17 protein-coding genes are annotated in these 25,340 nt (G+C 63.8%); 3 read left to right on the plus strand and 14 right to left on the minus strand.

Annotated features, from left to right (window positions below):
* Positions 1–18: 18 nt before the first annotated feature.
* The 14 genes from BMZ79_RS27720 to BMZ79_RS34530 all read right to left on the minus strand — a co-directional run bounded on the left by BMZ79_RS27720 (position 19) and on the right by BMZ79_RS34530 (position 21,812).
* Positions 19–2,436: a beta-galactosidase gene (locus BMZ79_RS27720; protein WP_090646808.1), complete on the minus strand. Its 2,418-nt coding sequence runs from the start codon at positions 2,434–2,436 to the stop codon at positions 19–21.
* 52 nt (positions 2,437–2,488) lie between these two features.
* Positions 2,489–3,475: a carbohydrate ABC transporter permease gene (locus BMZ79_RS27725; protein ID WP_090646811.1), complete on the minus strand. Its 987-nt coding sequence runs from the start codon at positions 3,473–3,475 to the stop codon at positions 2,489–2,491.
* 61 nt (positions 3,476–3,536) lie between these two features.
* Positions 3,537–4,406 carry a carbohydrate ABC transporter permease gene (locus BMZ79_RS27730; RefSeq protein WP_256253178.1) on the minus strand — a complete coding sequence of 290 codons (870 nt, stop codon included), beginning with the start codon at positions 4,404–4,406 and terminating at the stop codon, positions 3,537–3,539.
* 8 nt (positions 4,407–4,414) lie between these two features.
* Positions 4,415–6,739 carry a DUF5696 domain-containing protein gene (locus BMZ79_RS27735; RefSeq protein WP_090646816.1) on the minus strand — a complete coding sequence of 775 codons (2,325 nt, stop codon included), beginning with the start codon at positions 6,737–6,739 and terminating at the stop codon, positions 4,415–4,417.
* A complete protein-coding gene (locus tag BMZ79_RS27740) occupies positions 6,732–8,804 on the minus strand; it encodes a YIP1 family protein (RefSeq protein ID WP_090646818.1) in 2,073 nt (690 codons plus the stop codon). Before BMZ79_RS27740 ends, BMZ79_RS27735 begins: the two co-directional genes overlap by 8 nt.
* 18 nt (positions 8,805–8,822) lie before the next feature.
* On the minus strand, positions 8,823–9,698 hold the full coding sequence (locus BMZ79_RS27745; RefSeq protein WP_090646821.1) for a carbohydrate ABC transporter permease: 876 nt from the start codon (positions 9,696–9,698) through the stop codon (positions 8,823–8,825).
* Between the two features lie 50 nt (positions 9,699–9,748).
* Positions 9,749–10,642 carry a carbohydrate ABC transporter permease gene (locus tag BMZ79_RS27750; protein WP_090647028.1) on the minus strand — a complete coding sequence of 298 codons (894 nt, stop codon included), beginning with the start codon at positions 10,640–10,642 and terminating at the stop codon, positions 9,749–9,751.
* A 62-nt stretch (positions 10,643–10,704) separates the two neighbouring features.
* Positions 10,705–13,800 (minus strand): extracellular solute-binding protein, encoded by a 3,096-nt coding sequence (locus tag BMZ79_RS27755; protein ID WP_090646825.1) that lies wholly within the window; start codon positions 13,798–13,800, stop codon positions 10,705–10,707.
* Between the two features lie 75 nt (positions 13,801–13,875).
* Positions 13,876–15,369 carry an extracellular solute-binding protein gene (locus BMZ79_RS27760; protein WP_090646828.1) on the minus strand — a complete coding sequence of 498 codons (1,494 nt, stop codon included), beginning with the start codon at positions 15,367–15,369 and terminating at the stop codon, positions 13,876–13,878.
* A gap of 156 nt (positions 15,370–15,525) precedes the next feature.
* Positions 15,526–16,530 (minus strand): LacI family DNA-binding transcriptional regulator, encoded by a 1,005-nt coding sequence (locus tag BMZ79_RS27765; protein ID WP_090646830.1) that lies wholly within the window; start codon positions 16,528–16,530, stop codon positions 15,526–15,528.
* A gap of 691 nt (positions 16,531–17,221) precedes the next feature.
* Positions 17,222–18,304 (minus strand): Gfo/Idh/MocA family protein, encoded by a 1,083-nt coding sequence (locus BMZ79_RS27770; protein WP_090646833.1) that lies wholly within the window; start codon positions 18,302–18,304, stop codon positions 17,222–17,224.
* A 164-nt stretch (positions 18,305–18,468) separates the two neighbouring features.
* Positions 18,469–19,671 carry an enolase C-terminal domain-like protein gene (locus BMZ79_RS27775; RefSeq protein ID WP_090646836.1) on the minus strand — a complete coding sequence of 401 codons (1,203 nt, stop codon included), beginning with the start codon at positions 19,669–19,671 and terminating at the stop codon, positions 18,469–18,471.
* Positions 19,672–19,709: 38 nt separating this feature from the next.
* Positions 19,710–20,504: an SDR family NAD(P)-dependent oxidoreductase gene (locus tag BMZ79_RS27780; RefSeq protein WP_177222378.1), complete on the minus strand. Its 795-nt coding sequence runs from the start codon at positions 20,502–20,504 to the stop codon at positions 19,710–19,712.
* 351 nt (positions 20,505–20,855) lie between these two features.
* Positions 20,856–21,812 (minus strand): hypothetical protein, encoded by a 957-nt coding sequence (locus tag BMZ79_RS34530; protein ID WP_177222379.1) that lies wholly within the window; start codon positions 21,810–21,812, stop codon positions 20,856–20,858.
* 400 nt (positions 21,813–22,212) lie between these two features.
* On the opposite strand from BMZ79_RS34530, the gene BMZ79_RS27795 reads away from it, so the two are divergent.
* The 3 genes from BMZ79_RS27795 (at position 22,213) to BMZ79_RS27805 (ending at position 25,215) form a co-directional block, all read left to right on the plus strand.
* Positions 22,213–22,872: a response regulator transcription factor gene (locus tag BMZ79_RS27795; RefSeq protein ID WP_090646846.1), complete on the plus strand. Its 660-nt coding sequence runs from the start codon at positions 22,213–22,215 to the stop codon at positions 22,870–22,872.
* Positions 22,869–24,308 carry a sensor histidine kinase gene (locus tag BMZ79_RS27800; protein WP_090646848.1) on the plus strand — a complete coding sequence of 480 codons (1,440 nt, stop codon included), beginning with the start codon at positions 22,869–22,871 and terminating at the stop codon, positions 24,306–24,308. Before BMZ79_RS27795 ends, BMZ79_RS27800 begins: the two co-directional genes overlap by 4 nt.
* 103 nt (positions 24,309–24,411) lie before the next feature.
* Positions 24,412–25,215: a hypothetical protein gene (locus BMZ79_RS27805; protein WP_090646851.1), complete on the plus strand. Its 804-nt coding sequence runs from the start codon at positions 24,412–24,414 to the stop codon at positions 25,213–25,215.
* The last annotated feature ends 125 nt before the right edge of the window (positions 25,216–25,340 follow it).

Genomic DNA, 25,340 nt, shown 5'->3' on the forward strand with positions numbered 1-25,340 from the left:
TCTCTCGCGATGCTCGCGTTACGCCTCGAAGCGGACGATCAGCTCGTCTTCGACCTTCGCGTGCCGCAGCGATACGATCCGCTGCGCCGCGCCGCGGCGCTCGACCTTATAGGCTTCGCTCGGCGCGATCCGGCGCGCCGTCTCGAGCGCGATCCAATCCTGCGCCTGCGTCAGCCGGAAAACGAGATGCGCCTCGCCGATCTCCATGATCTCCGCCGTGGAAGCCAGGATCGTCGCGCCCGCGGCCTTGACGCCGACCGGCAGCATGACGCCGTCCTTGGCGGCGATCGTCAGCTCGCGGCCCTCGAACAGCGCCTCGCCCCGATCGTAAAGGCGCAGCGTCTTGTCGAAGCCGTCAAGGTTCAGCAGATGAATGAACCGTTCGCCGTCCGCCGACCGCGTCGAGGTCAAGAACAGGCCGTGCTGCGGGCAGTCGTGGGTCAAGCCTGCCTTCGCCCCCAGCCGCTCGACCGCGTCCCGGAACAAGCCGATATCGGTCCGGTAGCGCGCCGTCATGACGATCGCGCGCCCGCGGCCGACCGCGCAGTCGAACCCGCACGCCTGCCCGCTGCCCCGCAGGCGGAAGAACGGCTTGGCGCCGCGCACGGCCTCGAAGGTCTGGGCGAAGTGCGTGCGCACCTCCGGCCGCGGCGCCGCCCAGCCTTCGGCGACGACGGACGGGTAATAATCCGGCGCGTCGCGATGCTCCGCCGCGAAGCGCAAGCCGAGGCAGTCCGACAGGATCGTGCATGGCCGGGCTTCCATGTCATACTGCGGCACTTCGCCGTACAGCAGCACGTTCCCGCCTTCCATAAGGTAGTCCGCAAGCTTGCGCTGCAGCGCCTCGTCCATGTAGCTTGCGGACAGCAGCGCCAGCACGGGCACCTCGGCAGCGCGGAGCGGCTTGTTCTGGATATCCGCGGCACCGAAACGGTAGCCCGCCAGCAGCATGGCGCGGGCCATCGTCTCCCAGCCCGAGTGCGCCCGATTCGCTTCGAGATTCGCGTACATCCTCCGCATCGCTTCGCTGCCCGCGTACCGGTATTCCGTCATGTAATAATCGGGGATGAACGCGAAAGCGACCGCGTCGCGCTCCTCGCGCATGACGGCGACTTTGTCCGCGACCGCCATCATCGCCCGGATGCCGCGCGCCATTCGCGGGAACGTGTAATTCGGCTCGCCTTCCGGGCCGATCGGGGCGGCGAAGCCATGGCGCTCGCCCGTGAAGGCGACCCGGCCATTGCCGTCTTCGCGCCCATGGTCGAGCAGGCCGTTGCGGCCGCCGCAGAACAAATAATAATTGACCAGCCGGTTGCCTTGGGCCACGCACATGCGCAGTTTGAAATCCGCGGCCGACACGTCGTACCGCGCGCCGAGCGTTTCGCCGAAGTTGCCGTCGCCGCAGTTGAATTCCATCGACGCAAGCGGCTGATGCTCGCCGTGCACCGCGTCCATGAAGCCGTTGATCAGGTACAGGTCCTGGAACGTGTTCATGTCGAGATCGCCGAAATAAATATCGGAGCCGGACAGGAAGCCCGGCTTCCCTTCGTACGTCTCGTACAGCTGGCTGATGCCGATCGGGAACGTGAATCCGCGGCCCCCGCCGGTGCCGTGAATGTTCACCGCGAACGGCACGCCGCGCGCGCCGAATTCCTCGGCGAATCCGCGCAGCGCGTCCACGTACCGGGCGAAACGGCCGCGCATGTAATGGCCGAGATCGAGGTGCAGCGCCGGCGCGTACGCCTCCAGCGGCGAGCGGATTGCCGCGTTCCGGACGGCCGGTTCCCCCAAGTCGAACGGGTACCGCTCCGCCAGCGACTCGGCCGGATAAACCTCCGTCAGCCATCGCGCGAAATCGTCCAACACGAGCGGCGTCAGATCCGGGCCGTTGCTCACCCAGGACAGCATGCCGATCTCGTTGTCCAGCTGAATCGCGATGATGTTCCCGCCGTTCGGCTGCAGCCGGGGAACGGCGACCGCCATCACCGCTTCGTACCAGCGGCGCGCCGCCTTCAGAAAGGCCGGCGCCAGGTAATCGACCGTCTTCGTCGTCGCCGGCCGGCCGTCCCAGCCGACCGGCACGATCTCCGGATATCGCTCGTAGAGCCAGTAGGGCAGCCCCTCGTTTTTCATTTCCGCCATGATGAACGGCCCGGGACGCAGAAAGAAATACAGCCCGTTGTCTCGGCACAGGTCGATGAATCCCGCCAAATCGTATTCGGGACGCTTCGCGCCGCCCAGGTCGATCTCGCCTTCGCGTTCTTCGTGGCAGAGCCACGGCACATAGGTCGCGACCGCGTTGCAGCCGGCTAGCTTCAGCTTGTCGAGGCGGTCCTGCCATTCGTCCCGCCGCAGCCGGTAATAATGAATTTCCCCGCACAGAATCAGCTCCGGCCGGCCGTCGATCCGGATTTCTTTATCGATGATTTCGATCACAGTCGCACTCTCCCGTCATGTCATGGCTCCGCCGCATGCCTCGGCCAAGCCGCTATTCCCCGGTCAATCCCGTCTTGTCGACGACCTGGGTGAAATACTTCTGCGCGAACAGGTACAGCGCCAGCAGCGGCAGCACGATCAGCAGCGTGCCGGCCATCCGGATCGCCTCGTTGACGTCCGTCACCTTCGCGCCGCCGGTATACATCGCCTTGAAGGCGTCGTTGAACGTCTTCAGTTCCTGCGGCAGCGTCGTCATGGCGTTGCCCAGATACAGCGAGGCCAAGTACGTCTCGTTCCAGTGCCACACCATCGAGAACAGGTACACCACGACGATCGCCGGCACCGAAATCGGCAGGATGATGCGGACGAACGTCTTGAACGCGCCCGCGCCGTCGATGGCCGCCGCCTCCTCCAGCGCGACGGGAATCGTGCGGAAGAACTGCACGTAGATCAGGATGAACAGCGCTCCGCGAAGCCCTTGGGCGAAGAGGCCCGGCACGATGAACGGCAGGGGCGTCTCCAGCATGTGGTACTGCTTGAACAGCAGGAACATCGGAATCATGATGACCTGCTTCGGCACGACGAACGTGATGAGCATGAGCGCGAACAGCACCGGTTTGCCGGGAAATCTGTACTTGGCGAAACCGTAGCCCACGATGGCGCACGAGGCCGTCTGCGCGACGGCCGGCAGCACCGAATTGAGCAGGGAGACGCCGAGCGCCTTGAGGTAATGCAGCACGTGCCACGCCTGAACGTAGTTGTCCCAGTCGAGCCGTCGCGGGATCCAGCCGACCGTCGGGTCGAGCAGATCCTCGAGGCTCTTGAAGCTTTGCGAGATCATGAACAGCAGCGGATAGACATAGACGAATCCGACGATGACCAGCAGCGCGTACACGACGGTCTTGAGCAGCAGCCCGTCGTTGCCCTGCCTGCCCCACAGCAGATGCGTCGTCTTGTCCGTCCATCGGCGGAGCGTCGTCCGCCCGTTCGCCGCCCGGCGCGTCTCCCGCGCGAGCGGCTTTGCGGCTGCGTCTCTCATAGTCGTTCTCCTCCTCGCTTTAAGGCTTTCGGTCTGCCTGATCTTCCGAATGGACCGGCTATTATCCGGCCGCGCTGCCTTCCCGGTTGCGGAAGAACCACCCGACGAGCAGCAGCACGGCCAGAATGACGGCGAAAAAAATCCAGGCCAGCGCGCTGGAGTACCCGAAGCCCGTGTCCACTTGGAACATGTTTTGCTGAATGAGCGTAATGACGTCGCCGAACGTATTCGTGAACAGGTCGACCGTCGTATAGATGAGGTTGACCAGAATAAACGGCTTGACCTCCGGCAGCGTCACCTTCCAGAAACTGACCCACGGCGAAGCGCCGTCGATGGCGGCGGCCTCGTACACCTGCGGGTTCACCTTCTGCAGCGCCGCGAGGAAGATCAGAATCTGAACGCCGGAATACCACAGGATCAGGATGAATTTATCGATGACCGCGATCAGCGGATTGCCCCACGTCTCGGGCAGCGACGTCTTCAAGTAGTCGATGACGCCGGACTGGTCCATCAGCGGAATCGTCGCCGCGCCCTGCGAGAACAGCTCCTGGACCACTTCGCCGCTCGTGATGACGACCGGCAGGAAGAAGATCGCGCGGAACAGCTGCCGTCCCCGAATCGGTTGGTTGATCAGCAGCGCCACGAACAGGGAGAACACGATGACGATCGGGATCATCAGCACGGTGGACTTGACGAAGAGCAGCAGCTGCTGGATGAACTCCGGATCCGTCAAAAACGCTTCCTTGTAGTTGGCCCCGCCCACGTACGTCGTCTTGATGCCGTCCGGCGTGACGGCGACCTTATTGAAGCTCATGAAGAGCGAGAAATAGAGCGGATACGCCATGAAAAGCAGGAATCCGGCGATCCACGGCAGCACGAGCGCATAGCCGATCAAGGCCTCGCGCCTTGCTTTGGGCAATCTCAATTTCATTCCCGTCCTCATGGCTCGCCGCCTCCCGTCACCGCGAAGCCGCGCGCCTTCACCGCGACCGCGCCGCTGCGGTAATCCCGTCCGGTGTAGTTCACCCAGACCGCGGCGCCGTTGGAATAGCTTACTTTCACGACGCCGTACGCGGGCACCTCGCGTCCCGTCATGTACGCGCCTTGAACCGGCTTCAGCGCTTCGTTCGCCAAGTCGTACCGGCGCTTGATCTCCGGCGCCCAATCGCCGTACGCGGTGGAGAACTGGTCGCTCGACGGCGTATTCTGCAGCTTCCAGGACGGCTCCTTCGTGATGACGAAGGACGGATACGCGCCGTACTCGATCATCCGGAGCACGTCCTCCGCCGGGTCGGCCTGATGATTGGCGTCCTTCGCGTAGTAGTCGACGACGCCGTGAAGCACCATCTCAACGAACGGCACCGTGTCGGTCGCGTACATGAACTGCGACGATTCCAGCGGCATGCCGAGGTACGCGGACGCGCCTTTCAGCATGTAGTCGTTCGGCCGGTTCACGAGGAGCCGGAGCGACTGCTTGCCCGCTTCCTCCAGCAGCTTGCCGTACGTCTCCATCGCATCGGTGCGGGTAAGCGGCGCCTTGCCGCCGTAATCCGAGAACAGCGTGGAGCCGGTGCCGTTCAGCGCCAGACTCGTCAGCCCGTCTTCGCGGAAAACGCCGAAATCGTCCTTCGCGAGTCGCAGCGCGGACTGCGGACGCAGGAAGTACCCGTTCAGGTCCTTGTACAGGCTGCTGACGAACTTGCTCACGAACGGATATTCCAGCAGCCGGTCCGTGATCATCCGGGCGGCGTCCGAGCGGACGTTGGTCCGCGGGCTGCCCTTCAGCAGGTCGGTGTAGTCGGTTTCCAGGCTGAGCGCGATGCCCTGCGCCGCGGCGTAGTCGCGCAGCGCCTCGAAGCCGGAGCGGCCGCCGAGTTCGCCGGCGAACGACGGTTTGGCGGGACGCGCGCCGTTCAAGCCGCCGCTGTTCCACCCTTTCAGCACCGCCGTCACGCGGGTAACCCCTTGCCTGCGCAGATCCTCGAGGATCGCCTTCGCCTCCCCGAAGGACGTCAGCTTCAGCACATGCCGCCCGATCAGGCCGGGCTCGACGTCGCCGCCGAGAAAATCGATCTCCGCCGGCACATCCCGATCCGCATCGGATGCCGCTGCCGCCGGTCGCTCCGGCAGTTGGCCGCCGCGCTGCAGGTAGGCGCGATACGCCGCGGCCATGCCGGCGTAATCCGCTTCGCGGCCGCTCAGGAATACGTAGCGCGTGGATTTGTCCCCTTCGGTTCGGGCTTTCGTGAACGTATTGATCCCGCCCATCGATTGGCTGGTCGGCTGGAAATACGCGGACCGGATCTTGAAGCGCGGCGACACCCAGTAATAGTTCGTGTTGACGCCGCTCGGATACGCGACGATTTCCGCGTTCGCCTTCCCCTGCTCGACGACGCCCATCAACGCGTTTTGCCCCGCGCCGTGCACGATGCCGAACACCGGATACGAGACGGCGTTCGCGAAACCGAAGCCGGTCGTCGCGACGTCGCTGCCGTAAATTTCTCCGACGTACGGCTCGTCGAACCTCGACTGCTGGTCGCGGAACCGGATCAGCGCGCCGCTGCCGTCGGGAATGAACAGATACCCCGGTACGTCCGCTTGGCGTACGGAGCCAAGGAACGGATACGGCTGAAGGGCGGCCAGACGCCCGCTTCCCTTCTCCGCGATCGCGTCGTTCGGGACCGAGACGACGAGTCCCTGGTCGTCGAGGACCGTCCGGACGGTAAGCGAGATGCCGAGGTCCGGCAGCGCGTAGGTCACGTCCATCCCGCCCGGGACCGGCTTGGCCGACAGGGCCTTGCCGTGCTGCGAGCGGTAATTGCCCGTCGCCGGCGTCGCGTCGCCCTCCCGAAAGTAATCGAACAGGAACGGCGACCGCATGGCGTTCAGCCAATCCTCGTTCAGGTCCTCGCCGCGCATCGTCTTCGAATCGGGCAGCGACGACCATACGTAGCCGGTGGCCTTGTTCTTGACCGCGATTGCGTACGTGGTCTTGTCCATGTACAATTCGAGCCCGGCATTCTCGCCGATGCGCGCGTATCCTTGGCCGATCGCCGTCTTCGGCACGTCCGCGCGCGCGGGCTCCGGCATCGTGAACCGGTTGGACCGGAAGAAGGCCTGCTCTTCCTGTTCGCCCGGCGCGGCGCCGGGTGCCGGCCCGCCTCGGGAATCCGGCGTCTCCCCGAAGGCGTGCGCGATGGAACCCGCGAGCGCGATCGCCGCCAGGCCGAGCCCGATTCGAACGGCTTGCTTTCGTTTAGCCACGGTATTTCACCTCTTCCGCGATGCTCCGCACAAAGTCCCATACCTGACTGGACAAGCCGAAGAAAATAAAGGCGATGACCGCCATGATGACCATGCCGGACACCGTGATCGCGATGTTCTTGAACGTTTCCTTGAATTCGTAGCCGTGGATTTCCTTCACCATCAGGATGAACAGCACGATGCACCAGGCCACGATCAAGATGCGTGCGTAATCGTACACGACCGACTCCATCAAGGTCAGCCCCTTGGACAGAACGGTCAGCGGCGCGCCGAACAGCAGGTACGGGCTGAGCGCGTAGACCGAGCCCTTGAACACGTCCCGGAATTTGCCCTCGCCGTCGTTGATGACGCTGACCATGTAATTGCAGACGATCCATCCCAGCAGCGGCACGAACAGCTTGAGCAGCTCGGTCGGTATGCTGATCCGCAGCGGATCGACGCCGCTGAAGATGAAGCTCGTCTGGAACACCTCGTAGAGCCGAACCGCCGCGAACAGCGCGAGCAGGATGACGGCGGACAAGACGGACGCCTTCCCGTTCGTCAGCTCCTCGAACCCGTCGATCGGATGCCGCAGCATGCGGAAGACGTGGAGCAGCTGGCCGACGAGCCGGACGCGGCCGGCTCTTCTCGCCGCGTTCACGACGGGCGCCCCGAAGCCGAACCGGCGATGCAGCCGCTTCAGGATCATCCACGCGACGGCGAATCCGGCGAGCACCGACAGCACCGTGGAAGCGTGCTTCATCAGCCACTCCCGCCGAAGCTCCCAATACGTGTTGGAATACTCGCCCGCGTTCTTCGCGAACTTCAGTTCGTCGAACGCTTCGCCGAAACGACCTTGCTTGTAATAGGCGAGGCCGAGGCCGAGGTGAGCCAGGTCGAACAGGCCGTCGAGGCGCAGCACCTCGCGCCACGGCTCCAGGCTGTCGACGTATTTGCCGTCGAGGTAGAGCGACACCGCCTTGTTCACGAGCGTCGCGAACGGCGTCGGCTTGAAAATCTGTATGTTGCCGCGCTCCTTGTCGAGCACGTACAACAACCCGCTGCCGCTCACCGCGATGCCCGAGGGCGACGTGAAGTACCCGAGGCTCTGATAGCCCGCGTCCATGCCGCCGAAGCCGAACAGGAGGCTGCCGTCCTTGTCGTAGACGTAGATGAAGCCTTCCACGGCGTCCGCGGCGTAGATGTTGCCCATGCGGTCGACGGTCACGTCCGCGATATTGCCGCTCATGTACGAGGACGAGCGCAGCAAATTATCGCCGGCGACGTTCAGTTTCTTGATCCCGGCCCCCTCGAGACCCACGGTTGCGGTGAAGACGAGGCCGTCCTCGCCGATGGCCACGTTGCTCGGCGAAGGCGGCAGCTTCTGCGACAGCTGGCTCAGCTGCTTGCGCGTGAAGAACAGCTTCTGCAGCGAACGCTCCAAGCTGAAGCCCACGCGGTTCGCCCCGAAGTAGCCGAGGAAGCCGCCGTCCGGACTCAGCTGGGCCAGGCCCTGGACGAGTCCCTCGCCGACGACGTACAGGTTTCCCCGCAGGTCGGCGGTGATTTTGCGCGGCTTGAACGCATTGCTCTTGCCGAAGAGCAAGGACGCCGGCTTGCCGATCTCCGTCAGCTTCCGGCCGTCCGGCCCGTAGACGAACACCCGCTCCGCGCCGTGGTCGGCCACGTACAGCTTCCCTTCGCCGTCGACGTAAATGCCGGTCGGCTCGTCGAGCTCGCCTTCGCCGACGACGCGAATCACGCTTCCCCGGGCGTCCAGCTCCAGCACGCGGCCGTTGCCGGTATCCGCCACGTAGATATGGCCGCGCGCGTCGATGAACAGATCCTGCGGCTGGTCGAGCGCCGCCGTCAGCTCGCCCTTCTTCTCCCGCTCCGCGGCGCCCGCGCCGAACATGCCGTAGCCGTCGATGGCGCCCATCGGCACGTACGCGGTCTGCGTCAACCGCGGCTGCCCGTTCTGCTTGAACGTGAAGGCGTCGTAGCCCGCGGCGCCGGCGGGGCGGGGAATGGCGGCCGCCAGCAGCGCGAAGGCGACGGCCGCCGCGATAAGCGATTTCCATTTCACCTTGAGCGTCTCCCTTCCCTACTTCAGCCCCGAGTGCGCCATCGTGTCCATGACTTTGCTCTGCATGAAGATGAAGATGATCAAATTCGGAATGAACATGATAAGCGCGGCGGCCGCAGCCGCCCCTTGGCCGGCCACGTTGTTGCCGACCGTCGAGCTGAGCGTCGTCATATAGAACGCGAACGTCTTCAGCGTCTCCTTGCTCATATACAAGCTCGACGTCTCCGCGTTGTTCCACACCGTCTGGAACGCCAAGATCGCCACGGTGGCCATGGCCGGCGCGATCAGCGGCAGGACGATCCGCGCGAACACGTACCGGTCCCGCGCGCCGTCCATCGCCGCCGCCTCCAGCAGCTCGTTCGGAATCTGGTCTACGAACTGCTTGACCAGGAACACGCCGACGGGCAGCGCGAGCAGCGGGAGCATGTGCCCCCAGTAGGTATTGATCAGCCCGAGCTTCTCGATGATCAAGTACCGGGGAATCGTCACCGCCGCCGGGACGAACATGAGCGCGATCGTATTGATCTCGAAGATGACCTTGCGCAGCCGGAACCGCTTCTTCGACAGCGCGTAGCCCGCCATCGCGCTCGTCAGCAGCGAGAGGGACACGACGACGCCCGACACGACGATGCTATTGAATAGGTACTTCGTCACCGGAATGACGCTCATGTCCTTCAGGCTAAGCAGCGAGGAGAGATTCTCGAAGGTCGGCTTGCGCACGAGAAACGTCGGCGGAAACAGGAACAGCTCGTCCAGCGGTTTCAGCGCCTGCGAAAACATGAAGACGATCGGCAGGATCATGACGAAGCCCAGCGGCACCAGGACCGCGTAAAATTTCAGCTGTCCGAAGCCGAAGCGGCTCGGATTGATTTTATTGCCGTGAAAGGATGCCACCGGACCACCTTCTTACTCGTATTAGTCGATTCGCGGCCATCGCCGCCCCCTCAGTCCTTCTCGCCGAACAGCCGCCAGGCCAGCTTGGAGAAGCCGTAAATGATCAGCAGCAGCACGACCGAGACGGCGGAGGCGTACCCCATGTCGTACCGGATAAAGCCGTAGTCGGCGATATGGTTGATCAGCAGCTGCCCCGAATATTGCGGGGTCGGATTCGTGCCCGACAGCTGAACGCCGATTTCGCCGGCCTGGAACGTGCCGACGACCGCCATGACCGCGCCGAACAGCATCTGCGGCTTCATCGACGGAATCGTGATGTACCATACCTCCTGCAGCCGGTTCCGGATGCCGTCGATATACCCGGCCTCGTACATCTCCTTGTTGATGTTCAAAATGCCGGCCAGCATCGCGAGGAAGCCGACGCCCATGCTGTTCCAGAGCGTGGCGATCACCATGATCGGCATCAGATAATGCGGCGATTGCGTCCATTGAATCGGCTGATGGATGACGCCCAGCTTTAGCAGCGTCGCGTTCAGATAGCCCGCGCCGTCGCCGCTGAACAGCGTGAGCCAGATGACCGTCATCGCCACGCCGGCCGTCATGGACGGCGAATACAACACGAGCGCCAGCACGGTCCGCGGCTTCCGCGAGACCTGCGACAGCAGCCACGCCAGCCAGAAGGACAGCAGGTAGCCGCCGGGGCCGACGAGCAGGGCAAACTTGATCGTATTCGGCAGGACGTACATCATGAATTCGCTGTCCTGGGTCAAGAGATTCACGTAGTTTTGCAGGCCGATGAACGAAGGCCGCTGCACCGTGTTGAAGTACGTGAAGGAGAGCACGATCGCCGCCCCGACCGGAACGATGATGAAGAGCGTGAACAGAATCAGGAACGGGCCGAGGAACAGATAGGCCGACAGCTCCTCCCGCGCCGAGCGCTTCATCGTTTTCTTCGCGGCCGGCCGGGCGCCGGCGTCGGCGCTTGCCCGGGCAAGGGTGGATTGGCTCACTGGTCATCCCGCCTTTCCGCGCCGGGGAGCTCCGGAACCTGAAGCTTCTTCACCCAGGCGCCGTTCTTCATGTACCCGAATTCCTCGAGCTTTTTCGCGAGCTCGCGATTGGTCAAGATCGTCGCGTCCTCGATGGCGCGCCGCGGATTGACGCCATTGAACACGATTTTGTTCCAGGCGTCGCTGAGCTGCCGCTCGAGCATGTAATCGCCCGGAATATGCGGCGTATCCTTCAGCCACTTCCACTGTTCCCGCACGACCTTGATATCGTCGGCCGGCCAGGCCATCTCCCGGAAGGCGTCCAGGTTTGCCGTGTTCCACATGAAGGTCGGCCCGTAGACCGTCTGCATCCGGTTGCCGAACTGCTCCTGCGTCGCGGCGGAGGTCCACCATTTCAGCAGTTCCCACGCTTGCTGCTGCTTCGGGCTGTTCTTGAAGATCATCGACGTCTGCGCCGTTCCCGCCGCCCATCGCTCCACCGTGCCGTCTTCGTTCTTCACGCCGGGCATCGGCGCGATTTTCCACAAGCCGCTGATTTCCGGGGCCGCCGACGTCAGCTGGATGTACGTCGTGAAATTCGAGATGCCGATCGGCAAGCTGCCGTCGCGGAAGTGGTTATAAAAGTTCGGCACGTTGAGCGGCAGATTGTAGACGGTGAACAGGTCGGTCATTTCCTTGATGCCCGCGATCGCCTGCTCGCCGTCTATGGCCGTCTTGCCGCCGTCCTCCGAGAACAGTTCGCCGCCGTGCTGGAAGATGAACGGCGACGTCAGCCAGATCTGCTTGTTGCCGCCGGTCTGCGCGAGCGGATCGTAGAAGTTCAAGCCGTACCGCTGCAGCTCCGGGAGCAGCTTCTTCACGTCGTCCATCGTGTCCGGCACCGGCAAATGAAGGGCGTCCATGATGTCCTTGCGATAGAACAGCACCCAGAAATCCTGGGTTTCCGGCAGCGCGTACGTCCCGCCGTCGAACTGGTACGGCGGCATCGTCCCCGGGGAGAACCGCTTCATGACGTCCTCGAAGTCCGGGAACCGCCGCAGATCGGTCAGCGTCCCGCGCACCGCGAGGTTGAACGGGGTCGTCGTGTTGATCGAGAGCGCGGCATCCGGCGAATTGCCCGCGGCGTTCGCGAGGATGAGCTTGGTCTCGTCGGGCATGAGCGAAAACGACACCTTGATGCCCGTCCGCTTCGTGAAGTCTTCGTTCGCCAGCTGCTGCATCGCCATCACGTATTGGCGCGGACGGTTGACCCAGACTTGCAGCGCGTCGTTTCCGTTGTCGTTGATTTTGCCGTAATCCTTCGTGAAAGAGCCGAAGAACACGGAGAGGTACGATTTCGCCCGGTCGAAGAAGCTTGCCTTCGCGGACGGAAGCGCCTTGCCGGAGTAGACGTAGAACCGGTCGAGCGTCAGCGGCTGGTTCGGCAGCTTCGCCAGCGTCTTGCCGAGCAGCTGCATGATGGAATTGGAGCCTCCGGACAGCTGGTCGGTCTTGTACGGAATTTCGTTCGGATCCTTGGCGAGCGCGCGCAGAACGCGCGCGGAGATGACGAGCGATTTCGACGCGTCCGTCGTCTTGCCGACGAGCGCCATCAGCTCGGCGTTGCGCTTCTCGAGCAGGTCGGCGTACCGCGACAGCCGCTCGGACGCGTCCGGGATTTGGTCCGTCAGGTCCCAGTCCCGGTTCGCGTCCTGCCCGTTGCCCGTCGCCATCTTCAGCTCGATGACGAAGTCGTTGACGCCCTGCATCGCATCCTGAATCGCGCGGATCGTCTCGCGGAACGGCGCATCATCGGCGGTCAGCGTCAGCGTGTGCTCGCCCTTCGTCAGACGGAACCGGTACGGCTCGCCGTCCTTGCCCGACGCCGCCCGGTTGGTCCAGCCGTCCGCGTACGGAAACGCGACCTCGAGCGCTTCCCGGAACGGCACGGCGCCATCGAGGCGGAGCGAACGGTACACGGGCATGTCGGTGCCCGAGTCGCTCGTGATCGGGTCCTGCTTATACTTGAACGCGAGACGGTAATCGCCGTCCTCCGGCACCCGGAACGTCCACGTCACGCTTTGCCCGCCGACCTGCCAGGAGTCGCCGCCGAGCGCGTTCAGGCGCAGCCGCTTGCTGCTGAACGGCACCGCGGACGGGTTGCCGTCCGCCTGGGCGCGAATGAACGGCTCGTTCTTCATCGCGATGTCCTCCGCTTCCACCGCGCCCAGGTACGCGGGCGCCTCGTTCCCGGACGCGCCGCGGTAATCGGCGTAGGCCGGAAGCGGCGGCGCGCTTTCGACGGCGATATTTCCGAGCAGCGCCGGCTCGCTGACGAACGGCAGCGCCACGACGTTGTCGCCCGCGCGAAACCGGAACAGCAGCGGCAGGTCGTCCGCCGACGCCGGCGCTTGCACGTCCCGCGAGCGCCAGCCCGGCAGCATGACCTGATCCGGCAGCACGTCGTTGCCGAGCAAATCCTGCGCGAACGGATAGGCGCCGTTTTTCCAAAACTTCGGCAGCTCGAACTGCCGCGCCTGAAAGTAAGGGTAAGCTCCGTTGATCCGAATGCCGCGCTGGATGTCGATCACCTTGTCCGACAGCGGATAATAATCCAATCTCACCTGATAAAGCCCTTCCTGCGGCACCCGGACATGAAACGCGACCTCGGACGTCCCCTCGTCCCACCGAAAGACCGGCTCGCCGTAGCCTTTGCTGTCCGCCGCGGACGTCAGCGGCGCCTTGCTTCCGCCGACGGTGAACGCCTCCGGCGCCACCTCCGCGCGGAATCCGGCGACTTCGCGCACGCCGTCCGCGCGCCACCGCTTCAGAACGTCCGCGTAATCGTCGCCGACGATCGGCCTGGCGCCTTCCTCCTGCCGCCGCGCCCCGTCCTGCCCGCCAGGCTGCGCGGTCTGGGGGCCGCTCTTCGAGGGACCGCCGAACAGGGCATCGAGCACGTCCGAGTTGTCGGTGTCCGCTTGTCCGCCCGCGCCGTTCCCGTTTCCATCGTCCGCGTAAGCCTTGGACGGGAACGCCGGCGCGCCGGGCGAGGCGGCGACGCCGGACAGCGTCGCCGCGATCAACATGACGGCTGCAAGCCTTCTTTTCATGTGCGTGCTCCTTTACTGCCAAATGATAGGCTCCTTCCTCGCGCGTCGCGCGAAAGAAAGGAGCCGGCCCCGCGGTTACTTCGTCGCCGCGTCGATTTGCGTTTTGTTCTTGTCGAAGATCGCCGTCGCTTTTTGCTGAATGTCCTTCGCGACGTCTTCCGGCTTCACTTTGAGCGTCACGAGGTCCTTCTTCGTATCGTACGGGTTCAGCACTTTATCGATGATCTCCGCGTCGCCCGGCAGCCACTTGTAGCCGTCGACGAAGCCGTCGCCGATCATGGAGATGACGTCCTTGATGCCCGGCGCCGTGAACGTCGTCTTCAGGTACGCGTCCCAAACGTCGCGGTCGTTGACCAGCGGCATCGTCTGGATCGGCTTCTCGATTTCGTTGATGCGCTGCATCCAGCCGTCCTTCGAGAACGTCAGCCATTTGATGAATTCGTAGGCTTCCTTCGGATGCTTCGTGTTCGCCGCCATGCCGACGTAGTCCGTCACGATCGGCACGCGCTGGCCCTTGTCGGCCGGCAGCGGCAGGAAGTCCCACTTGAATTTCGCGTTCTTCGCGAGATCGGCGAACGCCCAGTTGGCGTCGATCTTCATGCCGACCTTGCCGGCCACGAAGCCGCTCTTGTCCTTGCCGTACCACTTGTCCTGCTCCGCGCGCTCGTACAGGTCCACCGACGTTTTGTCGTTGTACACGATGTTGTTGATCCAATGGATCGCGTCGGAGAACGCCGGATTGTCGAAGTTGAACTTCGTGCCGTCGTAGGTCAGCCAGCCGAGCGACGGGTCGAACTGCGGCACGAACGCTTCGCGGGCGCCGACGATGTTCTCCACGCCGAACTGGTGGTCGCTTACCTTCGTCAGCTTCTTCGCGATGTCTTCGAACTCTTTCGTCGTCCAGTTTTTCTTCGGCAGCGGCACGTTTTCTTTGTTGAACAGGTCCTCGTTGACGAGCACGCCCGTCATGAACATTTGATGCGGCAGCATGTACTGTTTGCCGTTGTACTGCCCCGTCTCGCTCAAGTTGCTGAAAATCTTGTCCGGGCTGTAGTCCGGATCCGCGTCCAGGTACGGCTTCATGTCCGCGAGCCAGCCGTTCGCCACGTCCGCCGGCCCGTTGAACACGAAGAACACGTCCGGAAGCTTGCCCGCCGCGGCCGCCGCGCCCAGCTTCTCGTCCCACGGCCAGGTGACGGATTTGTCGATTTCGATTTTGATGTTCGGATGGGATTTCATGAAGGCGTCGATCTTCTTCTGCTCGACGACGGGATCGCTCCACGTCGCGAACTTCAGCGTGACGGGCTCGCCCGAAGCGCCGCCGCCCGCTTCCGCGTTCGTACCGGCATTGCCCGCCGCGCCGGCGTTCGCATTGCCGGCGTCGTCGCCTGCGCCTGCGGCATTGGCGCCGTTCGCGGCGTTCCCGCCCGCATTCGCGGCGTTCCCGCTCGAATTCGCCCCGTTCCCTCCCGTATTCGCGGCATCGCCGCCGTTCGCGTTGCCGCCGCAGCCGGCCAACAAGCCTGCCAGCAGAACGGTCGTGAGTACCGTGCCAACCGATTTTTTCATCGCCGTTTCCCCCTGTTATCGCGGGCATTCGCTGCCCGGTAATGGTTAATTCGCCTGCCGGCATGCCGGCAGCCAAAATGTAAGCGTAATCATTCTTGGCAATAACGGGCCCTCGCCGATCGCGCCGGCGCCCGTTCGTCCCTCACGGACCGCGATTTAATTCGAAACCGTCTTCGTCAGCCGTACGCCGCACGACTCCCGAACGACAAGCTCGGTGTCGAGCATGATTTTCTTGGGCTCGTCCAGACCGTCGTGCAGCGCTTGGAAAATCGTGTGCGTCACGATGGAGCCCCATTCGCGCATCGGATGCTTGATCGTCGTCAACGCGGGACGGACGTACGACGACAGCCGAAGATCGTCGAAGCCTACGATCGCGACGTCTTCCGGCACCTTGTAGCCGGCCTCCGTCAGCGCTTGCATGCAGCCGATCGCCATCTCGTCGTTGGCGGAGAAAATCGCTTCCGGCACCTTGCCGCTCATGATCAACGACCGGGTCGCTTGATACCCGCCTTGCTCGGTGAAATGCCCTTGGGCCGTGTACGCGATCCGGAACGGCAGCCCCGCGTCCTCGAGCGCGCTCTTATAGCCTTCGAACCGCTTCTGGTTGTTGTAGGAGTTGACGCCTCCGCTCAGGTAGCCGATCGTCCGGTAGCCGAGCCCGGCCAGATGCTTGGTCGCGTTATACGCGCCTTGCACGTTGTTAATCAAGACCTGGTGCACGTGATCCGCCTTCAATTCCCGGTCCATCACCGCGATCGGAAAGGAGCTGGAGGCCATCTGCACGAGCAGCTCGTCCGGAATCGTCGGACCGAAAATGACGGCGGCGTCGAACAGCTTCTCCTGAAGGAAGCGGCTCGACGAATCGTTGCCGGTGCTGCAAGCGATAAGATCGTAGCCGTTCGATTCGACGACCTCCTGGAGCCCTTCGATGACCGAGCTGAAGAACGGACCGCCGAAGCCCGTCACGAACAGCGCGATCGTCTCGGTCTTCCGGCGCTTGAGGTTCCGTGCCGTCGCGTTCGGGCGGTAATTGAGCGCGTCGACGACGGACAGCACCTTCTGTCTCGTTTGCTCGCTGACCCGCGGGTCGTTGTTCAGCACGTACGATACCGTCGAGACGGAGACGCCGGCTTGTTTCGCGACATCTTTGATCGTAGCCATGGATGCCCCCTCTCGAGCCTCTTGATTCTCTATCTTGTTTTTGAAACGTTTCAAATTACAATATTTACTATAGCCCAACGATAAAGCGATTACAATACCGAATTTGGGTAAATTTTCTTTAATTTCCGGAGGAATTCAGGAAGGATTGGTGACGAAAGATAGTCCTTATCGAAACGATTCAAAAATGTAAGCAGCCTCATTTTGCCCGTCATGCGACCTCCTCGGATGTCACATCGGGGGGCTGAACGATTAGGGGAAGATGACGATTGCCCTTGTTACGAACTAGGCGATCTGCTGAGGACTTCTTGCGGAGCTCGAGCTAGCGAGAAACCCGGGGTAAACTGCGGAGGCGGTCCGTCTTTGCGCGAGTCCGGCCGTTAGGCGAGAAGCATTCGGCCCGTCCCACCTCCCAACGAGCCTTCCGTTTCGCCGTCGTGCGAGCCGTACGTCGCGATTCATGCCGTTTCGAGGCAAGCGATGCGACTTCGCGGCGCGCTGCTCCTGATTTTCTGCCGCTTGTCATATGGCCGCGCGCCCGCAGACGATCGGTCTCGGCCGCAACGCCGTCTCCCTGCGCCGGCGAAAGCGTCCCGAAACACGGCAAAGCCGCCGAAGAAGCTTCGGCAGCTTTGGCTGAATTATATAACGGCGCATGTCGCCGGACTGCGGCAGACAAGAAGCCGTGCGCGTCTTAGTAAGGCAGCTCGACCGACACTTCGCGGCGGGCTTCCGCCGAGCGGAGCACCCCGTCGATGATCGCCTGCTGGATGAGGATCTGGTCGCCCGGGATCGGTGCCGGACGGCCGTCGCGCAGCGCTTCGGCGAAATCGTGCACCTTTTGGTCGAACAGGTTCATTTTATGCTCGATGATCGGAATCGGCGTCGACGTGTGGGCGCCGAACTCGTCGTGGTACAGCGTGATGGAGCCGACCGAGCCGTCCCATACGCCCGACCACGGGCCGATGCCCGCCGGCGTCACCTTCAGGCCGGCGTCCGTGCCGAGGAACATCGTCGCGCCGAGCGTGTCCATGTGCATCGCCCAGGAGATTTTGAACTGCAGCACGAGGTCGTTCTCGAAGCGGACCATTGCCACGCCGAAGTCTTCGACCTCGAACTTGCTCGCTTCCGGATGGTACAGCGCGTTGGAGCCGAAGTGGTTCGACGTGAACGCCGAGACCGTCAGCGGGCGCGGGTAGCCCAGCGTGTTCAGCGCCATGTCGAGCGAGTAGCAGCCGATGTCGGCCATCGCGCCGGCGCCGGCGAGCGTCTTGCTGATGAACGTTCCGCCCGGCATGCCGCGGCGGCGTCCGCCGCCCGTCTCGACGTAGTACACGTTGCCGAGGCGTCCGGATTGCACGATTTTTTGCAGCAGCTTCATGTTCGGGTCGTAGCGCGGCTGGAAGCCCAGCGTCAGCATTTTGCCGCTTTCCTTCGCCGCTTGCGTCATCTCGATGCCTTCCTGAAGCGTGACGGACATCGGCTTCTCGAGCAGCACGTTCTTGCCCGCGCGCAGCGAGTCGACCGTCGTAATATGGTGGGAGACGTTCGGCGTGCAGATGCTGACGCCGTCCAGCTCCATGCGGAGCAGCTCGGTGTGGGTGTCGAACGCCGCCGCTTCCGTCAGCTCGTTCGCTTGGGCGAAGGCCGACGCCTTGCCCGGAATGACGTCCGCGACGCCGACGATGTCGACGTAAGGCAGCTTTTTGTACGCGGAGACGTGGGCTCTCGCGATGCCCCCGGTTCCGATGATCCCGATACGCAGGTTTTTGCTCATGATCCGATCCTTCTTTCTAGGAATGAGTAGTATGATCACTAACAGGCCATTTTCGCGATACACCTTGACCATAGCATATCGACGAAGCGAAGTTTACTTCAAATTGATGTCAACGGCGTGCGAATTTGCGACAGGCGCCGGCGAGCGCCGGCGGGCCGGCGGCGTTACGGCCGGACCGAGGTGCCGTCCGGCGTGCGGGCGAGCGTCCAGGCCGGCAGACGGTTGTCGCACGGATAGTCGGCCGCCTTCTTCTCGTCGATGTCGACGCCGAGGCCGGGTGCTTCGTTCACGTACGCGTAGCCGTTCCGCAGCACGGGACAGCCCGGGAACACGTCCCGGATCCGGTCGGAGAAGCCGTACCATTCCTGGACGCCGAAATTGATCGAGCTGACGTCGAGATGCAGGTTGGCCGCATGGCCGACCGGCGAGACGTCGCCCGGGCCGTGCCAAGCGGTGCGCACGCTGAACGCCTCGCACAGGGACGCGAGCTTCTTCGCGGGCGTCAAGCCGCCGATCGCGCTGATATGGCAGCGGATGAAGTCGATGAGCCGGTTCGCGATCAGCGGCGTCCATTCGCGCGGATGCGTGAACAGCTCGCCCATGGCGATCGACGTCGCCGTCTGGGCGCGCAGCGTCTCGAACCAGTCAAGCTGCTCCGGCGCGAGCGGGTCTTCCAGGAAGAACAGCCGGTACGGCTCCAGCTCCCGGGCCAGCCGGACCGCTTCGATCGGCACGAGCCGCTCGTGGATGTCGTGCAGCAGCTCGACTTCCTCGCCGACCGCGCCGCGGATGTGCGCGAACAGGCGCGGAACGCTCCGCATATACGCCTTCGGGTCGAAATACGCGCCCGGCAGCGGCTGCTCCGGCTGGTGCAGCTTATGGTCCCGTCCGCCGTAGCCGCCCATCTGGCAGCGGATGTAACGGATGCCCTGCTCCATGTACTTGCGCACGTTCTCTTCCACTTCGCGCTCGTCCCGGCCGTCGGCGTGGCGGTAGATTGCCGCGCCTTCGCGGCATTTGCCCCCGAGCAGCTGGTACACCGGCAGTCCGGCGAGCTTTCCTTTGATGTCCCACAAGGCCATGTCGACCCCGGACAGCGCGTTGTTCAGGACCGGGCCGTTGCGCCAGTACGAGCTGACCATCGCGGTCTGCCAAATGTCCTCGATGCGCTGCGGATCCTTGCCGATCAGGAACGGCTTCAGGTATTCCTCGATCGCCGTCGCGACCGCCAAGTACCGCTGCGTAAACGTCGCGCAGCCCAGCCCGTACAGCCCGGGCTCGGACGTTTCGATCTTCACCACGACGAGATTGATGCCCTCCGGCGCCGTCAAAATGGTCTTGACGTCGCGAATCGTCACGTTCGCCATCGTCTATCCCTCTCCTTCATGCGCTAAATGGTGCTGCCTCACGCGTTCCATCCCGGACTGCCGCCGCGTTCCGGCATGCCGGGCAAAATCAGTCCGCCGTCGACGCGGATCGCGGCGCCGGTGACGTAGCCCGCTTCCTCCGAAGCGAGCCAGGCGACGGCTTCGGCGACGTCCGCCGGCCGTCCCATGCGGCCGAGCGGGATCTTGCCGCCGAGCTCGGCGTAGCCCGGTTCCCAGCGCGGATCGTCGCGCACCGCGGTCGCGCCCGGCGCGACGCAGTTGACGCGGATGCCGCGGGGGGCGAGATCGAGCGCGACCGACTGCGAGGCGCGCGTCAGCGCCGCCTTCAGGCCGCCGTAGACCGCGTCGCCCGGGTAGGCGCGTTCGGCCCGCGACGACGTGACGTTGACGATCGCGCCCCGGGCGCCGCGCGCCGTCATCCCCTTCGCGACCGCGTGCATCAGCACCATCGGCGCGCGGAAATTGATCGCGTAGACCCGGTCCATCTCCGCGGGGTCGAGCTCGGTTATCGGCTTGAACCGCACCAAGCCCGCGTTGTTCACCAGCACGTCGATGCCGGCGAGCATCTCCTCCGCAAACGCGGCGAGCCGGGCCGGCATGTCCGGCTCCGCCAAGTCGCCCTGAAACACATGGCAGGCCCGGCCGTATTCCCGCCGGATGCGCTCGGCCGTCTCCTCCGCCTCCGCCGGCTCCGCGTAATGGCCGATGGCGAGATCGTAGCCGCGGGAAGCCAGCAGCAGCGCGACGCCTCTGCCGATGCCCATGCTCGCCCCCGTGACCAGCGCCGTCCGTTTTCGTTCCGATTGCCCCATGCCCATCCTCCTGTTCGACGTCGAACGCGCCGGGCTTGTCCCGCCCGGCCGCTGAAAGCCCTTACAGTTTTGGATTGCCGCCCTCGACTTCCCGTCGTCCGAGCCGCCCTCTTGCCGTTATCGCACGCTGCCGCCTTCGGACGACATTCCTCGCCTCCCTGTTATTCATTCGCATTCCGTCATGCATTTCCTGCACGCCAGGGAGAAAAGAACCGCCGGCAGCGCCAAGCTTCGTCCCGCTCCATGAACAAACGTCCCTTTGCGCATGGCAAAGGGACGTTGCGATGGGCGACGACGCAGCCGCCGGCGCCGCGATGAGAAATGAACGCCGCGCGATAAGCCGCCTTCCGGCTAGCCCCAACCGGGGATGCCGCTGTTTTGCAAGCCGGCGTTCGGGAAACCGCCGCCGAACGCGCCTGTTCCCGCTCCCGGCATGCCGCTTCCGAACGCGCCTCCCGGGGCGCCGGGGAAGCCGCCTCCGCCGAACCCTTGACCCGGGAACCCGCCGCCGAACGAACCGCCCGGAACCCCCGTCCCCGGAAAGCCGCCTCCGAAGCCGGCGCCCGGGGCGCCGGGGAAGCCCCCTCCGCCGAAGCCTTGACCCGGGAACCCGCCGCCGAACGCGCCGCCCGGGGCTCCCATTCCCGGAAACCCGCCTCCGAAGCCGGCGCCCGGGGCGCCGTGGAAGCCCCCTCCGCCGAAGCCTTGACCCGGCATGCCGCCGAACGGGCCGCCCGGAACTCCGGCTCCCGGGACCCCGCCGCCGAACGCGCCGAAGCCCTGGCCCGGAAACCCGCCGAAGCCGCCTCCTTGGCCCCCGCCTGGGAATCCCCCTCCCGGAAAGCCGACGCCGAGCATGCCGCCGCCCTGCCCTTGGAAGCCGCCGCCCGGGCCGCCGCCGGGAAATCCCCCGCCGAAGCCGCCGGGAAATCCCCCGCCGAACGCGCCGAAGCCCTGCCCTTGGCCCCCGCCGAAGCCGCCTCCTTGGCCCCCGCCCGGAAATCCGCCGCCGGGGAAGCCGCCCCCCGGCATGCCGCCGAACATGCCGCCCTTCGGAAAGCCGCCCAGCATGGACCCGAACATCCCGCCCTTCGGATAGCCGCTTAGCATGCTGCCCAGAAGTCCGCCTTTGGAGCCGCCGCCGAGCATGCTGCCGAGCAGTCCGCCTTTGCCGCCCCCTCCCAGCATGCCGCCCAACAAACCGCCGCCCCCCAGCATGCTTCCGAGCGCGCCTCCGCCCGGAAACCCGCCTCCGAGCAAGCCGCGTTGAATCGCGCGCACATGAGGCGGCAACGTATCGAATGTCATATGCTTGTTCCTCCGATAGCAAAATGTCTACTCCGATATCCTATGCCCGACCCCCGCGAACCGCGACACTCGCCCAGTGCGCAAACGACGCCGGCCGTCCGGCCGGGATGACCGGGAGCGCCGCCGAAAAGGTTGTTCTGCCCGGCCAAGCTTATTCAACCCAACCGCCATTTAATCCCGGTTTGGACGCGGCCGGAACTCCGGCGCCCGTCCGGTTCGTTCTTTCAATGAAACGCCCGCGCCGGAAGGACCTCCCGGGTCTTCGGCACTTTAGAGCCGCCCCGCTTGCATCCGCCATGGCCGCGCGAAGGATATTACAACTTATTTACAACTTGGAGACGGATTGCTGTACATTTTCCTCTATCATCGAGAGAACAAAGAATAGCGGCGAGGTATCCGAATGAAAAAACTCATCATCATCGAAGACGACCCGGCGATTTCCGATCTGATCCGGCTGAATCTGGAATTCGCCGGTTACGAGTGCCGGCAGGCGTACAGCGGGCAAGAGGCGCAGCGCGCGCTCGCGGAGTTTGCGCCCGATCTGGCGCTGCTGGATATCGCGCTCCCCGACATGGAGGGGTACGAGCTGCTCGACCGGTTCAAGCGCGGCGAAGTGCCGGTCATTTTCCTGACGGCCCGGAATGCCTTGGCCGATCGGGTGAAAGGCCTGAGAATGGGAGCCGACGACTACATCGTCAAGCCGTTCGAAGCGATGGAGCTGCTCGCCAGAATCGAGGCGGTGCTTCGCCGGTACGGCAGGACAAGCGACCGGACGGACATCGGGGGACTCGAAATCCACCTGGCGGAGCGCACGGTCAAGCGGGACGGCGTCCCCGTCGAATTGACGATGAAGGAATACGAGCTGTTCCGGCTCCTTCTCAACAACCGCAACAAAGCCCTGTCCCGGGACAAGATCCTGGAGCTCGTCTGGGGCTACGAGTATCTCGGCGAGACGAGGACCGTCGACATTCATATCCAGAAGATCCGCAAGAAGCTGGGCTGGGAAGACCGGATCAAAACCGTCTACAAATTCGGTTACCGGCTCGAGGTTGCCCCATGAAGCTCTGGCAAAAAGCGTTCTGGTGCACCTTCCTCCTGTTCGAGCTGCTGTACAACGCCTCTTCCTTCTACTTGATCCGGCATAATTTCAACCGGAACCTGGTCAGGGAAGTCGACCGCGGGCTGGCGGACCAGCAGCTGATCGCCGCGCAGATCGAGACGGACTGGTCGTATATCGCCAATTTGAATCGGCTTCTGCATGGCGCCGAAGAGGACCCCGGCGGCTTTCTGAACCGCAACGCGCCGAAGTACCTGAAGTCCTTCGATCCCGGCAGCGTATCCATCGAGGTCAAGGACGACCGGGGTCGAACGGTTTTTACCGATTTCCCCGACGCGATCGCCGGCCCGAGACCCGAGCTGGCCATCGGGCATCCCGCCGACCGCAACTACATCATCCGGAACATCGGCCCGAAGAGCGTCTTGTTCGTCTCCGTGGCCCTCGACTTGGGCGCCCGCGGCTTCAAGCTCACGTACCGGCTGGATTTAACGAGCCTTTACGCGGATAAGCACGCGCAGATCCGCAATTTCATCCGGCTCAACCTCGTCATCGCCGTCGTGCTGGCCGCCGGCCTGTACGGCCTCATCTGGTTCCTCACCCGCTCCGTCCGCCTGCTCGGCGAATCCGCGCGGACGATCGCTTCGGGCAGGTACGCGCATCGCGTCACCGTGCTGTCCAAGGACGAGATCGGCCTGCTCGCGGAACAGTTCAACACCATGGCCGCGGCGGTCGAGGAGAACGTCCGCGCGCTGGAGACGGCCGCCGAGAACAAGCAGCGGTTCATCCACTACTTGACGCATGAATTGAAGACGCCGCTCACGTCGATCATCGGCTACGCCGACCTGCTCCGGACGACGACGTTCAACGAGGACGTGTTTTACCGGTCCTTGAACTATATTTATGGCGAGGGCAAACGGCTGGAGAGCCTCGCCTTCAAGCTCATGGACCTGATCCTCGTCGAAAATCGACGGCCCGGCCTGAACGTCGGGGAGATCCGGCCGCTGTTCGAAGAGACGGCGCAATTGATGAAGCCGCAATTGGACAAGGCCCGGGTGAACCTGTCCCTGTCCGCGGAAGCCGCGAGCCTGCCGATGGAACGCGATTTGCTCCATATCCTGTGCACGAACCTGATCGACAACGCCGTGAAAGCCTCGCGGGCCGGAAGCGGCATCGGGTTGCGCGGGTACCGGGCGGAAGGCGGCCGCTACGTCATCGAAGTGCGAGACGAGGGAGTCGGGATCCCCGAACCGGATATCGATAACGTCTTCGAGCCGTTTTATACGGCGGACCGGGCCCGTTCGCGGACGAGCCGCGGCGCCGGATTGGGCCTGGCGATCTGTTCCGAAATCGTCCGGCTGCACGAAGGCGGGCTGACCATCCGGAGCCGCCCGGGCGAGGGCACCGTCGTCCGCGTCAGCTTGCCCGGAGCATACAACTAATTTACAACTTGCCGATCCTGCTGAAATATCGCGCATCTATACTGAGGGTGCGAGTCGGAACTGCGCAGTCCGCTACGCAAATCCCCTATCCGGAGGTAATCCTATGAAACTTCTCGAAGCAGTCAGAAGCAACCGAATCGCCGGCACGCTCCTGGCGTCGGCGCTGGTCATCGGCAGCTTGGGCGCCATTACCGCCTTCGCGGCAAGCGGCGGCGACGCGATTCCGAAGAACACGGTCATGACGGCGTCCGCGCCGGCCGACGCGCCGGCAGCGGCGGACGCCGCCCAAGGTACGATCCAATACGGGAAGACCGTGTATTCGACGACCAACGGCAGCCAGAACTTTACCATGGAGCACTGGTACGATCCGCAAACGAAGGATTACCGGTCGGACGTGCAGGAGTATTCGGCCGATCATCGGCTTCTCAGCTATCGCAGCACCTACTTCCTGAACGGCCGCAGCGAGCTGGTCGCGATTCAGCGGAACCAAAACGGCGATCCCGTCGGCGGCAAGCTGCTCAAGCGGGCCGACGATGCGAAGCCGTTCGAGCCGCTCGATCAAAAGAGCCTGGATTTCAGCGCCGTCAAGCAAACGTACCAAGCTTCCTATTGGACGTCGGTCGGCACCGAAACGAAAGACGGGAAAACGCTGAACAAGCTCATGAACAGCTATCAATCCACGCTCGACGACGGCACGCAGGCCAATATGCAATACATCGCGTACCTCGATCCGCAATCCGGCTTCCCGGTCAAGGAAGAGCTGTACGAGGACTCCACCGGAACGTACAAGCTCTTCAGCATCGATACGGAAGAATACCGGTACGTCCCGGCCGACGATTCCATCTTCAATACCGGCGGCGTAACGCTCGCTCCGGTCAAGACGTCCGACGAGATGTACGCCAAGTAATCGTTCTTCGCGCTCGGCGCCGCGCGCAAGTTCCGCATGATTTAGGTTCCTGAAGCGGACAAAAGCGAATCGCCCCCACCGTTCGGTGGGGGCGATTCGCCGTTCGCGGCCGGCTCTTCCTCCGG

Source organism: Paenibacillus sp. UNC496MF (genome assembly GCF_900113915.1).
Classification (GTDB): domain Bacteria; phylum Bacillota; class Bacilli; order Paenibacillales; family Paenibacillaceae; genus Paenibacillus_Z; species Paenibacillus_Z artemisiicola.

What these genes read in the sequence shown, in the direction of transcription:
- BMZ79_RS27725 (WP_090646811.1), bottom strand. Translation starts at nt 3,475, where the DNA reads ATGAGAGACGCAGCCGCAAAGCCGCTCGCGCGGGAGACGCGCCGGGCG.
- BMZ79_RS27730 (WP_256253178.1), bottom strand. Translation starts at nt 4,406, where the DNA reads ATGAAATTGAGATTGCCCAAAGCAAGGCGCGAGGCCTTGATCGGCTAT.
- BMZ79_RS27750 (WP_090647028.1), bottom strand. Translation starts at nt 10,642, where the DNA reads ATGAAGCGCTCGGCGCGGGAGGAGCTGTCGGCCTATCTGTTCCTCGGC.
- BMZ79_RS27755 (WP_090646825.1), bottom strand. Translation starts at nt 13,800, where the DNA reads ATGAAAAGAAGGCTTGCAGCCGTCATGTTGATCGCGGCGACGCTGTCC.
- BMZ79_RS27760 (WP_090646828.1), bottom strand. Translation starts at nt 15,369, where the DNA reads ATGAAAAAATCGGTTGGCACGGTACTCACGACCGTTCTGCTGGCAGGC.
- BMZ79_RS27765 (WP_090646830.1), bottom strand. Translation starts at nt 16,530, where the DNA reads ATGGCTACGATCAAAGATGTCGCGAAACAAGCCGGCGTCTCCGTCTCG.
- BMZ79_RS27770 (WP_090646833.1), bottom strand. Translation starts at nt 18,304, where the DNA reads ATGAGCAAAAACCTGCGTATCGGGATCATCGGAACCGGGGGCATCGCG.
- BMZ79_RS27775 (WP_090646836.1), bottom strand. Translation starts at nt 19,671, where the DNA reads ATGGCGAACGTGACGATTCGCGACGTCAAGACCATTTTGACGGCGCCG.
- BMZ79_RS27780 (WP_177222378.1), bottom strand. Translation starts at nt 20,504, where the DNA reads ATGGGGCAATCGGAACGAAAACGGACGGCGCTGGTCACGGGGGCGAGC.
- BMZ79_RS34530 (WP_177222379.1), bottom strand. Translation starts at nt 21,812, where the DNA reads ATGACATTCGATACGTTGCCGCCTCATGTGCGCGCGATTCAACGCGGC.
- BMZ79_RS27795 (WP_090646846.1), top strand. Translation starts at nt 22,213, where the DNA reads ATGAAAAAACTCATCATCATCGAAGACGACCCGGCGATTTCCGATCTG.
- BMZ79_RS27800 (WP_090646848.1), top strand. Translation starts at nt 22,869, where the DNA reads ATGAAGCTCTGGCAAAAAGCGTTCTGGTGCACCTTCCTCCTGTTCGAG.
- BMZ79_RS27805 (WP_090646851.1), top strand. Translation starts at nt 24,412, where the DNA reads ATGAAACTTCTCGAAGCAGTCAGAAGCAACCGAATCGCCGGCACGCTC.